This window comes from Hymenobacter metallilatus (assembly GCF_003944705.1).
GTDB lineage: Bacteria > Bacteroidota > Bacteroidia > Cytophagales > Hymenobacteraceae > Hymenobacter > Hymenobacter metallilatus.
The window spans coordinates 17733-31218 of the sequence record NZ_RWIS01000008.1; the positions used below are offsets into that span (position 1 = coordinate 17733).

11 protein-coding genes and 1 tRNA gene are annotated in these 13486 nt (G+C 59.5%); 9 read left to right on the forward strand and 3 right to left on the reverse strand.

The features are described from left to right. Positions 1–73 precede the first annotated feature (73 nt). Positions 74–1054 (reverse strand): aspartate carbamoyltransferase catalytic subunit, encoded by a 981-nt coding sequence (locus tag EI290_RS12640; RefSeq protein WP_125430751.1) that lies wholly within the window; start codon positions 1052–1054, stop codon positions 74–76. 723 nt (positions 1055–1777) lie between these two features. After that, positions 1778–1851: transfer RNA gene (locus EI290_RS12645), tRNA-Ile, on the reverse strand. A 118-nt stretch (positions 1852–1969) separates the two neighbouring features. Between EI290_RS12645 and EI290_RS12650 the strand changes: the two genes are divergently transcribed. The 3 genes from EI290_RS12650 to EI290_RS12660 are packed head-to-tail and all read left to right on the forward strand — an operon-like array spanning position 1970 to position 4544. Next, a complete protein-coding gene (locus tag EI290_RS12650) occupies positions 1970–2608 on the forward strand; it encodes an HAD family hydrolase (protein WP_125430754.1) in 639 nt (212 codons plus the stop codon). Further along, a complete protein-coding gene (locus EI290_RS12655; RefSeq protein WP_246008943.1) occupies positions 2592–3848 on the forward strand; it encodes a site-2 protease family protein in 1257 nt (418 codons plus the stop codon). The genes EI290_RS12650 and EI290_RS12655 overlap by 17 nt, the downstream gene beginning before the upstream one ends. 45 nt (positions 3849–3893) lie before the next feature. Beyond that, positions 3894–4544 (forward strand): hypothetical protein, encoded by a 651-nt coding sequence (locus tag EI290_RS12660; RefSeq protein WP_125430757.1) that lies wholly within the window; start codon positions 3894–3896, stop codon positions 4542–4544. 228 nt (positions 4545–4772) lie between these two features. Here EI290_RS12660 and EI290_RS12665 read toward each other — a convergent pair whose 3' ends face one another. Then, the gene (locus EI290_RS12665) at positions 4773–5957 is read right to left on the reverse strand and encodes a phosphoglycerate kinase (protein WP_125430760.1); all 1185 of its coding nucleotides are present in this window, start codon (positions 5955–5957) and stop codon (positions 4773–4775) included. A 251-nt stretch (positions 5958–6208) separates the two neighbouring features. On the opposite strand from EI290_RS12665, the gene EI290_RS12670 reads away from it, so the two are divergent. The 6 genes from EI290_RS12670 (at position 6209) to EI290_RS12695 (ending at position 13467) form a co-directional block, all read left to right on the forward strand. After that, positions 6209–9034, forward strand: a complete 2826-nt coding sequence (locus tag EI290_RS12670) for a D-alanine--D-alanine ligase family protein (protein WP_125430763.1) — start codon at positions 6209–6211, stop codon at positions 9032–9034. Positions 9035–9187: 153 nt separating this feature from the next. Continuing rightward, positions 9188–9973, forward strand: coding sequence for a PASTA domain-containing protein (locus tag EI290_RS12675; RefSeq protein WP_125430766.1), 786 nt, complete (start codon positions 9188–9190; stop codon positions 9971–9973). A 149-nt stretch (positions 9974–10122) separates the two neighbouring features. Then, positions 10123–11985 (forward strand): T9SS type A sorting domain-containing protein, encoded by a 1863-nt coding sequence (locus tag EI290_RS12680; RefSeq protein WP_125430769.1) that lies wholly within the window; start codon positions 10123–10125, stop codon positions 11983–11985. 85 nt (positions 11986–12070) lie between these two features. Then, on the forward strand, positions 12071–12370 hold the full coding sequence (locus tag EI290_RS12685; protein WP_125430772.1) for a rhodanese-like domain-containing protein: 300 nt from the start codon (positions 12071–12073) through the stop codon (positions 12368–12370). 166 nt (positions 12371–12536) lie between these two features. Next, complete coding sequence (locus EI290_RS12690) at positions 12537–12992, forward strand: MarR family winged helix-turn-helix transcriptional regulator (RefSeq protein WP_125431235.1); 456 nt, start codon at positions 12537–12539, stop codon at positions 12990–12992. Between the two features lie 40 nt (positions 12993–13032). After that, positions 13033–13467: an organic hydroperoxide resistance protein gene (locus EI290_RS12695; RefSeq protein WP_125430775.1), complete on the forward strand. Its 435-nt coding sequence runs from the start codon at positions 13033–13035 to the stop codon at positions 13465–13467. The last annotated feature ends 19 nt before the right edge of the window (positions 13468–13486 follow it).

Consider the following 13486-nt stretch of genomic DNA (forward strand, 5'->3'; position numbering starts at 1 on the left):
GGTTATTGAAAATGAACGTCATGCCTGACCAGTGGATGCCAGATGAAGCGTGACCACCTACTGGGCCAGGTGCTTAGGGTGCCAGCAGGGTTGAGCCAGTCCCCTGCCGGGCGGCATATGCCTCCTGCCGCGGAAACTCCCCGCCCGGCGTAAGCCAGTCGAGCACGGCCATACGAATGGAAATGCCGTTTTCAACCTGGTTGGTAATCAGGCTCCGCTCGTAGTCCATTACGGCGTCGCAGAGCTCTACGCCCCGGTTTACGGGGCCGGGGTGCATGATGTAGAGGCCCCGGTCGCGGATTTCGGCCAGCCGGGCGGTGGTAATGCCATACACCCGGTGGTATTCCCGCACGCTGGGAAAAAACTGCACGTCCTGGCGCTCCATCTGCACGCGCAGCAGGTACACCACATCGGGCGCCCAGGCCATGGCCGCCTCGTAATCGGTGAAGCGGCGGATATTCTCCGGCACATATTTCGGCACCAACGACCCCGGACCGAGGTAGGCCACCTCAATGCCCAGCTTTTGCAGCAGGGTGCTGGTGGAGCGCGCCACGCGAGAGTGAAGAATATCCCCGATGATGAGAACTTTTTTGCCCCGGGGGTCCGGAAACTTCTCCCGGATGGTGAAGGCGTCGAGCAGGGCCTGGGTGGGGTGCTCGTGCGCCCCGTCGCCGGCATTAATGACGGAGGCCGTGGTCTGACGGGCAATCATGCCGGGCAGGCCGGAGTGGCTGTGGCGCACCACAATGTAGTCGGTGCGCATGGCCTGCAGCGTCTCAATTGTTTCGCGCACCGATTCGCCCTTGGTGATGGAGGAGTGGTCAACGTTGAAGTTCGTCACCTCCGCCGAAAGGCGCTTGGCCGCTACCTCGAAGGAGGAGTGCGTGCGGGTACTGGCCTCGTAGAACAGCATGAGCACGGACTTGCCCTCCAGGGCAGGTATCTTTTTCACCGAGTGGGTGAATAATTTTTTGAAGGAGGTGGACTGGTCGAGCAAAAACTCGATTTCCTCGCGGTGAAGGGATGCAATGTCGAGCAGGTCTTTACGTGCCATACCGGAGTGGAGGAAAAGTGAGGTTGACTAGCTGAAACGCACAAGGAAAGGACTTACTGAAGCCTGTTCGCAACGGAAAAAGGGGGTAACCGATGCAAGCCGGGAGGCCGGCTGCTCCCTCCATCCGCAGCTGGTATTGGCCCCGCTGAAAATAAGGGCTTAGGAGTAGCAGTTACCCGATGCCAGGGCCCCGGAATGGTAACCGACGAATGCAACGGACATAAAAAAACCGTTTCGAAATCCGAAACGGTAGCGGGGCAACACCCAGAAAAATCAATAGAAATACGAGAGGCAAAATCGGAAGAACCGATAGGCGAGAAGACCATCCGGTCCACTCGTGGTTCCTTGCCGAGCAGGTCCCCACGCTTCATCAACAAGTTTTTTGGTTGAAGCATGCTGCAAAACTACGGCATTGTTGCGCCCGGTAACGCATCAGTGCCAGTAATTTTTTTCACTCATCTATTCACAATACTCCATTCCATATCCTGGGCTCTACCTATGCCTGGGCAGGCCGGCACTTGAGGGAGCAGGCGGTATGAGTTGAGCGTACGGTCAGGAAGCTGCCGCAACCGCAGCGCATCCGGGGTTGCGACACCTGTTGCCCTGGAGTTTCATCCGGCCAAGCCGGAGGGTGGCAGGTGAATACAGCCTGGCGGCATGAATCATTCGGCAAAACAAAAACCGGCAACATTTTGAATATCAAGATGTTGCCGGCTTACTGCGTGGGCCCAACTGGAATCGAACCAGTGACCTACTGATTATGAGTCAGTTGCTCTAACCGATTGAGCTATAGGCCCTTGACTTCATCAGCTACTAAGCAGTTGATTTCAGCTGTGCAAACTTCGACTTTTGCGACGGAATTTGCAATTACGTTAAGCAGGAAAAACATTCTGCCAGCTCATCAGCCCAGCCCTTATGCCCCACCAGTTGCCCAACTTGCTTTTCGACTTCGGAGGCGTCATTATCAACATTGATTACAGCCTGACGGTGGAGGCGATGCAGCGGCACGGCAGCCCTATTGCCTTCACCCAGGCGGCTCAGGCCGAGCTGTTCGACCAGCTGGAAACCGGCCAGCTCAGCTCCGCGCAATTCCGCGCGGGGTTGCGGCAGCACTACGGCCTGCAAGCCACCGATGCGGAACTGGACGCGGCCTGGAACGCTATGCTGCTGGATGTACCGGCTGAACGCCTGGCCCTTCTTGCTGAACTCCGGGCCCAGGGCTACCAGACGGCCCTCCTATCAAATACCAATCACATTCATATTGAGGAAATAAACCGCCGGCTGAAAGACCAGTACGGGTTAGAGCAGGGTATTGCCGACTGCCTGGACCGGGTGTTTTACTCCCAGCAGGTAGGCCTGCGCAAGCCGGGCGAAGAAATATTCCACCATGCCTTGCGGGAGATGAACTGGAAGGCCGAAGAAACGTTGTTTATTGAAGACAGTCCTCAGCACATTGCTACGGCCCAGCGCCTGGGACTGCACACGCTTTTCCTGACTCCGCCACTCACGCTGCAAGACGCTTTGCCCGCCGCCCTCCGTGCCTTCCCCAACTGAAAACTCACCGCTCCCGCCGCTGCCCGACGCGCCGGTTTTTTCTTCTCACTCGGCGGCCGCCCAGGATGCCCAGGCGGTTTTCAGGCGCTATGAGCGGGCACCGTGGCCCCGCCCGCTACGCTATGCCCTGCATCTGAGCTTATTTGTGGCCACGGTTCTGACGGCCACTCTGGCGGGGGTGCAACTGATGAATAATCGGTTTCTTGCTTCCGCTTGGTTGCCTTTCGGGGTGTTGCTACAGCCGTGGGCGCAGGTCTGGGCGACTTTGAAATCCGGTCTGTGGTACTCAGTGCCCTTTCTGGGAGTATTAACGGTGCATGAGTTCGGGCATTATTTTACGGCCCGCTATTACCGCATTCGGGCCACGCTGCCCTTTTTTATTCCCCTTCCCCTGGGCATTGGCACCTTTGGCGCAATTATCCGCATAAAGGACCGAATGTTTTCCCGGCAGGAGTTTTTTGATGTAGGACTGGCCGGGCCGCTGGCAGGGTTTATAATGGCCGTGGCCGTGCTGGGTTATGGGCTTACGCATGTGCCGCCCCTGGAGTATCTGTACGGGTTTCATCCGGAATACCGCCCCTTCGGCCCCGAGTATGCGCAGTATGCCTACCAGCATGTGAAGCCAGCAACCAGTTTGGTTTTGTCGCAGCCGCTGTTGTTTCGCGGTATGGCGGCGTGGCTGGCCGAGCCGGGCCGGATGCCCCACCCGAATGAGCTGGTGCATTATCCGGTGCTGGTAGCGGGGGTATTGGCCCTGTTCTTTACGGCCCTTAACCTGTTGCCCATTGGGCAGTTGGATGGAGGCCATATTGTATACGGGCTGCTGGGGCCACGCCGGGCGGCGCGGGTGTCGGTGGTGCTGTTCACGGCCTTTATCTTCTACGCGGGATTAGGGCTGTTCTCGTTGTACTCCAACCCCGATATGTGGCTGTATGGAGCAGCACCTTACGGCGTCTATCTGTGGCTGGTGTTTCGTAGGGCAATGCCTACCCCACGCCGGGCACTTTTCCTGGCGGCGGCCGTCTGGCTGGGGCAAATAGCCCTGGCCTCCGCTTTGCCCACGGCCGATGGAAATCCGGGCTGGCTGCTGTTCGGGCTGCTGCTGGCCCGGGTTATGGGCATCTTTCATCCGCCGGCTCCCAATGAGCAGCCGCTTTCCAAAGGGCGTAAAGTGCTGGGCTGGCTGATGCTGGTTATTTTTGTGCTCTGCTTCACCCCTTCTCCCATTGTTTTTCGCTGAATATTTTAGCCGGCCCCTGCTTTCTGCCGTTGCCGGCACGCTTACATGACCGTTCCGCAATTCGCTCAATCACATATTTTTCGGGGTACTACCCTGCTGCTGCTCCGGCAGCACGGGCTGCACATCAGTCAGCGCAACCGCCGGGGTGAGGCGTGGCTGGAAACAGAAATTCCTTACGAAGAGCTGCTGCCGGTAGGGCTGGAATACCACCGGCCGGGGCCCCTCCGGATGCCGCCAGCTGGTACCTGGGTAGCCATTTGGGTGCTGGTACAGGGTCTGAGCCGACTGCTACACGATAAGGCCCCCTTGCCCATGGAGCTATGGGTGGCCTGCGGTGGCTTTCTGCTGGGCCTGCTGGCGGTGATACTCATCCGCCGCTACCGAGGCCGGCGGGTGCAGCTGATTACCAACCGCATCCATCTCACCCTCCGGCACCAGCCGGGCCAGCGGGACGCGCTCGACACGTTCGTGGATGCCATGCGGCTGCGGGCCCATGCCTACCTGCGCGAGGAGTACGCCACCGTAAATCCATTGGGCCCCATTGAGCTGCAGCTGCACCGCCTGCACTGGCTGCACCAGCTGCACGTGCTGTCTGAGCACGAACTGCGCACCCTGAGCACCCGCCTCACCGGCCGCCTCTCCCTGGACCCGGTAAAGCTCATGGGCCAGGACCTGGAAACGCCGTACGTGAACTAGTAAAATGATGCTGTAGCGAGGAGGTGAGCTGTCAGTGCGGGCAGCGCGCACCCAACCCTTCCATATTCAAGCACGAAACGCAGACGTATGCAAAAAGCCCCTGACGCCAGCGCAGACGTCAGGGGCTTTTTGCATTCTGAGGCTTGGCTTTTTGTGAAGGCCAGAGTAGCGGCGCTACCCTGCGGGTGCTGCCCGCACTGACAGCTCACGCCCGCATCATTTCACCGTTTACCCCAAAGCCGTTACGCCGGGCAGCTCTTTGCCTTCCATGTACTCCAGCAAGGCGCCGCCGCCGGTGCTGATGTAGCTTACCTGCTCCGAGAAGCCGAGCTGGTTAACAGCCGCGGCCGAGTCGCCGCCCCCGATGAGGCTGAAGGCCCCCTGCTGGGTGGCATCGGCAATGGCCTGGGCTACGGTTTCGGTGCCTTTGGCGAAGTTGCTCATCTCAAATACTCCCATGGGGCCGTTCCAGAGAATGGTTTTGGAATTGCGCACCACCTCGCTGAACGCCTTAATGGACTCGGGGCCCAGGTCCAGGCCCATCCAGCCGTCCGGAATCTGGTGGTTGGAAGCTACTTTGGTGGCGGCGTCGTTGGCGAACTTATCGGCAATGAGGCTGTCGGTAGGCAGCACCAGGTTTACCCCTTTGGCCTTAGCCTTTTCAATTAGCTCCAGGGCCAGGTCCATTTTGTCGGCTTCCAGCAGGGAGTTGCCAATCTGGCCACCCTGGGCCTTGGCAAACGTGTAGGCCATACCACCCCCGATGAGCAGGTTATCCACCTTGTCGAGCAGCTTCTCGATGATGAGGATTTTGTCGGAAATCTTGGCTCCACCCATAATGGCGGTGAAAGGGCGCTCAGCTTGCTCCAATACTTTTTTGGCGTTGTCCAGCTCGCCTTGCAGCAGGTAGCCGCCCACGCGGTCCTCGGCAGCAAACGACTCGGCCATAACGGCGGTGGAGGCGTGTTTGCGGTGCGCCGCCCCGAAGGCATCGTTCACGTACACGGAACCGAGCTTGGCCAGCTTGGCGGCAAACTCGGGGGCACCCTTCTCTTCCTCGGCGTAAAAGCGCACATTCTCTACCAGCAGAATCTGGCCGGGCTGCAGGGCGCTGGCCTGGGCTTCGGCCTGCAGGGCGTCGGCGGCAAACTGTACCTCCTGGCCGTACTCCTGGCTTAAGCGAGCCACCAGGTGCTTGAGGGAAAACTTATCCTCAGGGCCTCCTTTGGGCCGGCCCAGGTGGGACAGAAGCACCACGGAGCCCCCATCCTGCAGAATTTTCTTGATGGTAGGCGTAGCAGCCCGGATGCGGGTATCGTCGGTAATGGCGAAGCTTTTGTCGAGCGGCACGTTAAAATCGACACGCACCACGGCGCGTTTGCCGGCGAAGTTGTACTGATCAAGCGTTTTCATGGAACAGGAAATGGGGTTTGGCTGGGGCGAAGATAGGGAATGGTAAATGAGGTTACAGGTGACAAGCAGAACGTCATTCCGAGCATGTGGCGTATCAAGCCAGGGACCGGAGGCGAAGTCGAGGAATCTCGCGTGCTGACATTGTTACCACTATTTCATCAGCACGCGAGATACTGCGGCTACGCCTCTGCATCCCGTACCCACTTGTCACCTCCTCACCTGTCACCTCATTATCTATCTTTGCCTTCGATATGAAAATTGGCATCTTCTTCGGTGGCCCGTCGCGCGAGCGGGAAATCAGCTTTGCGGGCGGCCGCACCGTGTACGATAATCTGGATAAGTCCCTGTTTGAGGCCGTACCCGTATTCGTGGACAGCCGGGGCAACTTCATTCTGCTGAACTGGGAGTACATCTACAAAGGCACCATCCGGGACTTTTACCCGCCCGTGTCGGCGCTGCCGCGCACGGAACTGCCGGTGCAGATGTATTTCGAAAGCCTGGGTGAGCTGAGCCTGGAGGAGCAGGACCGCATCATCTCGGAAGTGGGCCGCCGCGTGGAACCCCGGGAGCTAGCCAGCCTGATTGATTTCGCCTTCCTGGCCCTGCACGGCCCGGCCGGCGAGGACGGGGCTATTCAGGGCCTGCTGGAGTGGTACGGCATTCCGTATTCGGGCTCCGGCATCCTGCCCTCGGCCTTCGGTATCGATAAGATTGCCCAGAAGAAACTGCTCAAAGCCCTGGACCGTCCCACCCCCGATTTCCGCCTGATTACGGCCGAGGAATGGGACGCCACCGATGCGCAGGCCACCCTCGACTACCTAGTACGGGAGCTGGGCCTGCCGCTGGTATTCAAGGCCCCGCGCCAGGGCAGCAGCATTGGTATCAGCATCCTGCGCGAAGCCGACGTGAACAAGTTTGCCACCGCTATGGAGCGCAGCCTGTTCCGCAAAACCGTCACGCAAACGGAATGGCAGGCGCTGTCGGACACGCAGAAAGTGGTGTGGCTGCAGCAGTTGGTAGACATCCGGGACGGTATTGGCTTGCCGGTGGTAGTTGAGTTGCCAGTTACCAGTTTTGAGTTGCCTGCTCCAAACGAGCTGGCCGCTTCTGCCAACTGGCAACCGGCAACTGACAACGCGCAACTGATTCACCAGCCTGAACAACTGCTAACTACCCTTAACCAGCGGCTTGCCAAGGCCGAAGCCGTACGCCTGACCAGCGTGGAAGGAGAAACGCAGGTGCTGGTGGAGAGCTTCGTGCAGGGCCGCGAGTTTTCCTGCATTGTAGTGGAAGACGCCGACGGGCAGCCCCTGGCCCTGCCGCCCACGGAAATTGTGAAGGGCGAGGAAATGTTCGACTACCGCTCGAAGTACCTGCCTGGCCTCTCCCGTAAGGTCACGCCCATCGATTTACCCGAGGCCGACATTCAGCGCATCCGGGAGGCCTGCGAGGAAATGTTCCGCACGTTTGGGTTTCAGGTGTACGCCCGCCTCGATGGATTTATAGTTTCTGGTTCCTCGTTGCTAGTTGCTAGCTCGAACGACCAGCCAGAAACCAGAAACCAGAAACCAGAAACTCAGCTTTTCCTCAACGACCCGAACACTACCTCCGGCATGCTGCCGGCTTCGTTCTTCTTCCACCAGGCCGCCGAAATCGGGCTGAACCCGAGCCAGTTCCTCACCTACCTTATTCGTACCTCCATAGCGGCCCGGCGGCGCGGGGGGCTGCGGCCGGTGAAGCTGGCTGGTTTGCTGGCCCAACTGGATGCAGCCGTAGCGGCCCGGGCCTCGGAGGAGCGCACCCGCACCAAAGTAGCCGTAATTATGGGTGGCTACTCCTCGGAGCGGCACATTTCGGTGGAGAGTGGGCGGAACATCTACGAGAAGCTCAGCTCCAGCATCAAGTATGAGCCGGTGCCGGTGTTTCTGACCGGCAACAGCCAGGAATTCCGCCTCTACGTGCTGCCCATCAACGTGATGCTGAAGGACAACGCCGACGACATCCGGGAGAAAGTGGAGCACATGGAAGCGGGCCACGGCCTGCACCCCATTCTGGAGCGCATCCGCCGCGAGGCCCAGGGCATTACCAGCACCTACGCCGGTCAGCCCACAGCCCAGCCCCGGCGCGTATCGTTTGAGGAACTGGCGGGCATGGTGGATGAGGTGTTCATTGCCCTGCACGGCCGCCCCGGCGAGGACGGTGCGTTGCAGCGGGAGCTGGAGAAATTCGGGCTGCCCTACAACGGCTCGGGCGTGGAAAGCTCCAGCATCACCATCAACAAGTTCGAAACCAACAAGCGCCTGCGAGAGGCCGGCCTGCGCGTAGCCGAGCACCGTATGGCCAACCGCCTGGAGTGGAACGCCGACGCCGAGGGCTTTTACCGCAGCCTCGAAACTCAATTTCCCTACCCTTTCATCGCCAAGCCCGCCGACGACGGCTGCTCCTCGGCCGTGAAGAAAATCAAGAGCCGCCAGGAGTTGGAGGCTTTTACCCGCCTTATCTTCCGCAGCCAGGAAGACCTCATGCCCGCCGACGCTACCACGCTTAGCCTGGGCTTTAAGGAGGAATTTCCGCAGAAGGAAGCCTTCCTGGTGGAAACTCTCATTGACCGGGACGGCGCGGCCCACTTCCTGGAAGTAACCGGCGGCCTGCTCACGCACTGGGACGAGAACGGACAGTTGCAGATTGAGGTATTTGAGGCCTCCGAAGCGCTGGCTACCGGCGAGGTATTGAGCCTGGAAGAGAAGTTTTTGGCCGGCGAAGGCCAGAACATCACCCCGGCCCGCTACGCCGCTGACCTCTCGGAGCGGCAGCGCGTGTCGGAGGAGGTGAAAAAGGAGCTGCGCCGGGTGGCCGAAATCCTGAATATTCAGGGCTACGCCCGCATCGATGCCTTTGTGCGGGTGCGCCAGAACGGGGCCGTTGAGGTCATCATCATTGAGGTCAACTCCCTGCCCGGCATGACGCCCGCCACCTGCATCTTCCACCAAACGGCCCTGGCCGGCTACACGCCCTACGACTTCATCGACCGGATTCTGGAGTTCGGCAAGCAGCGCACGGAAAAGCAGTTAAGCTAATCGAAAACCGTGGCGCAAGCTAAAGCTTGCGCCGTGCGTTACCTGGGCAGCCGGCGCCCGGCGCAAGCCTTGGCTTACGCCACCCGTTTATTTCCTCACCCTCTCCGGCCCCCATGTGCGGGGCCGATTACGCAAGCCAAAGCTTACGCTCCTATGTCCTTTTTTCGCTCCGATACGCCGGCCGACCTGCTGAAGCATGTGCTGATTATTGCGGTAGCCACGGCCGCCCTGGTGCTCGGCTTCTTCTTTGTCTATCTGCCCATTACCACCAACCACGGCGAAACCATTGTGGTACCGAAGATTACCGGTATGAATCAGGCTGACCTGGAGGACTACCTCGACGACCGGGACCTCGCCTATTTCGTGGACGACAGCACCTACGATGCCGGCATCCGGCCGGGCACGGTACTTACCCAGGAGCCCAAGGCGGGCGAAAAAGTGAAGGAAGGGCGTAAAATCTACGTGTCGGTTTCCATGAAAAACCCGCCCGTTATCAAGATGCCCAAGCTCACGGATGGCTCGGTGAAAAACGCCCAGATGATTCTGAAAAGCTACGACCTGGTGGTGGGCCAGCTGAAATTTGTGCCGAACATCCAGAAGGATGCGGTGCTGAAACAGCTGGTGAACGGCAAGGAAATAGCCGCTGGCGCATCCATCACCAAAGGCACCCGCGTGGACCTGGAGGTGGGCGACGGTCTGGGCAACCAGGAATTTCCCGTACCTAACCTCGTAAACATGCCCGCCGATGAGGCTACTACCCTGCTGGTGGGTCAGGGCCTGCAAGTAGGCGAAATCTTCTACCAGGAGCCCGAGGATGGTCAAACGGAAGGCAGCGTGGTAAAGCAGCGCCCAGCCGCTACTACCGGCTCCACCATCCGCATGGGCCAGCTGGTTGATTTGTGGGTGGCCGGCAAGGAGCCGGTGAAAGCCGTAGAGTAACTGTCATTTCTCCCATCGGTCGGAATGACAATCCGATGACACTAACACCGTAAAAGGTTCGTTGTGCTCCAACGAACCTTTTGCCGCTTTTAGGCGTGAGGGAATACCGTTCTGCCGCTACCCCGCGGCGAATTCCTTATTTTGCCTTCATGACTTTTTCGTTACGCTCTTTATGCGGCGCGGCCGTGCTGCTCGGGTTGCTGCCAGCCGCCGGGCGGGCTCAGGTAGTGCAGCCCTTGGGCGCGGAGCCGCCTCATGCCCTGGTAGCACCGGCGGCGGCCCAGCGGCCTACGGCCCTGACCCTGCCATTCTTCGATGATTTCTCCCGGCAGAAAGAAGGTGCTCCCGACGGGCAGCGCTGGGAAACGGCCGGCGGTGCCCTCATCAACAACCGCTTCCCGCGCCGCCCCATTAGCCGGGGCGTGGCCACCCTTGATGGGCTGAACGGCAAAGGACAGCCGCGGGGCGTGGTTTCCATGATTGGCGACGCCGACACCCTCACTTCCCAGGCGCTCAATCTGGGTGGCCTGTCAACGGGCAGCAACGTGTTCTTGAGCTTTTTCTGGCAGGCAGGCAGTGTTATCGGTCCGCCCTCACCCAGCGGCTCCCGGCCCATTGCGCTCTACGTTGACTTTAAGGATGTAAACGACCAGTGGCAGCAGGTGTGGCAGCTGCGTAGCCCCGGCGACACTACTAACTTCCGCTTTAAGGCGCTGCCGGTTAACCAGGCGGGTTTTCTGCACCCGAATTTCCAGTTTCGGTTTCGGGTGAGCGGCTACCTGTACAACAACCGCGACGCCTGGAGCATGGACTACGTGCGCCTTGACCGGAACCGCACCGCCACCGACTCCAGCTACCGCGACATTGCCCTCAGCAAGCCTTTGCCCAGCGCCCTGAAGCGGTTTGCAGCTATGCCGGTGGTGCAGTTCAACCTCAACGCCGCCCAGGAGCTGACTGACCGAACCGCCACCAGCATGAATAACCTCGATGCCGGCCCCGCCCCCACACCTATTTCCTGGGAAGGCTATCTGGATGTGGTGGGTGGCGGCAGCAACCGGTTTCTGCAGGGTAACCGCTCCTTGGATGCCGGCCTGCGCCAGCAGCCCATTATAGGCAACCCTCGCTTGGCAGCAGTGCCCACCACCCCCGCCGCCAAGCAGTTGCGGCAGCGCCTGGTGCTGCTTAGCAACGAAACCAACCCGCTCACACTGCCCAACGACACCATCACGCGCCTCACGGACCTAACCGACTACTACGCCTATGATGATGGTACGGCCGAAGCAACCGTGAGCCTGCCGCCGGCCAGCAATGGCCCCGCTAGCTACCACGCCCTGCGCTTCGACCTCAACCGCCCCGACCAGATCCGGGCTATCCGACTGGCGCCGCTGCTGCTTACGGCAGGTGGCCGAACCATTACCATCAACATCTGGGACGACAATGGCAGTGGGCAACCGGCGGCCACGCCCAAGGCCACCAAAAGCTTCACCATTCCAACCACGCTACCACCTGGCCAGACGTTCATCGAAATTCCGTTTGATGCGCCGGTGCCGGTGAGCGGCCGGTTCTACGCCGGCTACGGCCATCCGCCTACCTCGCAGTTCGTACAGTTTCTGCTGGATCTTAACAATGCTCCACCGGCTAACTCCTTTTTCATCAACTCATTCGGGGCCTGGAGCCCCGCTTCCACGGCCAGTAGCTACAGCCCCGCCGGCTCCCTGATGCTGCGGCCCGTGACAACCGGCGTGGTAACGGCCACGGCCGCCCCGGCCGAAGTAGTGGCGCAGTATCAGCTCTATCCTAACCCAACGCCGGATGGCTGGGTGCAGATTGCGGGGAGCTATGCCCGGGCCGCTGTGCTGGATGCTGTGGGCCGGGTGGTGTGGGAGCAGCCCGCAGCAGAGGCCGGGCAGCCAGTGGTGCGGCTGCCGTTGCCGGCAGGCCTGTACTTTGTGCGCCTCACCCGAGCCGACGGACTTCTTGTAACCAAGCGGCTGTCAATAACCCAGCCGTAGCAGCGGCAGTTTACCGCTTTCTTGTTAACCTTACGGCCCCGGCTATCAGCCGCCATTTTACCACCCTTTTTCTGTAGTCGCCCATATGAACGACATCACCGCCACCGAGCTGAAAGAGCGCCAGGCCAATGGCTCTGCCCCCCTGATCATCGACGTTCGGGAGCCTTGGGAAAACGAGGAAAGCCGTATTGACGGTAGCCGTCTGATTCCGTTGGGAGAGTTGCCCACCAAGCTCGACGAGTTGGAAGATCTAAAGCATCAGGAAATTGTGGTGCACTGCAAAAGCGGCGGCCGTTCCGCTTCGGCTAAGGCTTTTCTGGTGCAGCATGGTTTCGACCACGTACGCAACCTCATTGGAGGAATGCAGGGTTACCAGCAAGCGTAACCGTACCTAGTTTCGCTTTTGTAGGTCGTACGGCGTAATGCCGTACGACCTTTTTTTACAAGTAATAATCTGATAACCAAGCCATAAATCCAAATGCAGTTGCTTGCATTGAATTTAATTGCACACAACTTAATTGTATTCAATTAAAATGTCTTTCTTTGTATCCATGGACGCAGCACCTGCCCCTCTTACGCCCGTGAATCCGCTACAGCAACTGGAAAACCAGCTATGCTTTCCTCTGTATGCCGCTTCGCGTATGATTACCAAAGCGTATCAACCCTTGCTGGAGCAGTTTGACCTCACTTATCCGCAGTACTTGGTACTACTACTGCTGTGGGAGCATCAGGAACGGACTGTAAAGGAATTAGGCGAGCACCTAGTTCTTGATTCGGGTACGCTTACCCCCCTGCTGAAACGCCTGGAGCAGCGCCAGCTTATCAGTCGGCGCCGCGACCCGCGCGACGAGCGGTCCGTAATTATCGGGCTGTTGCCGGCCGGGGTGGCACTGCAGCAACCCGCCTGCCGTATTCCGGAGCAGCTCTTTGAAAAAATGGGCTTGCCGCAGGCCGAGTTTGAGGCCCTGCGCAACCAGCTCACTCAACTACTTACCCGGCTGAGATAAATCAGCTTTTCTTCCTTTTCTACTTTTTATTCTGTTTCTCATGAAAATCGAGAAAGTATTTACGGCTCAGGCCAAAGCCAAAGGGGGCCGCGACGGCGCCATCAGCACCAACAATGACGTGCTGAACCTGACACTGAGCACCCCAAAGGAGATGGGTGGCCCCGGCAAAGCCGGCGCGACCAATCCCGAGCAGTTGTTTGCCGCCGGTTATGCTGCCTGTTTTGAAGGGGCACTGGGTGTGGCCGCCCGCCAGGCCGGCGTGAAGCTGCAGGACGTAACGGTGGAGGCGCTCATCGGCTTTGGGAAGGCTGAAGATGGCGGCTACGGCATCTCGGCCGATCTGCACGTGAACCTGCCTGGCTTTGAGCAGGCGCAGGCCGAGCAGCTGGTGGAAGCCGCCCACGGCATCTGCCCTTACTCGCGCGCTACCCGAGGCAATATTGAGGTAAGCCTGACCACCACAACCAACGCTTAAGCGGGCAGTTCGGAACCAA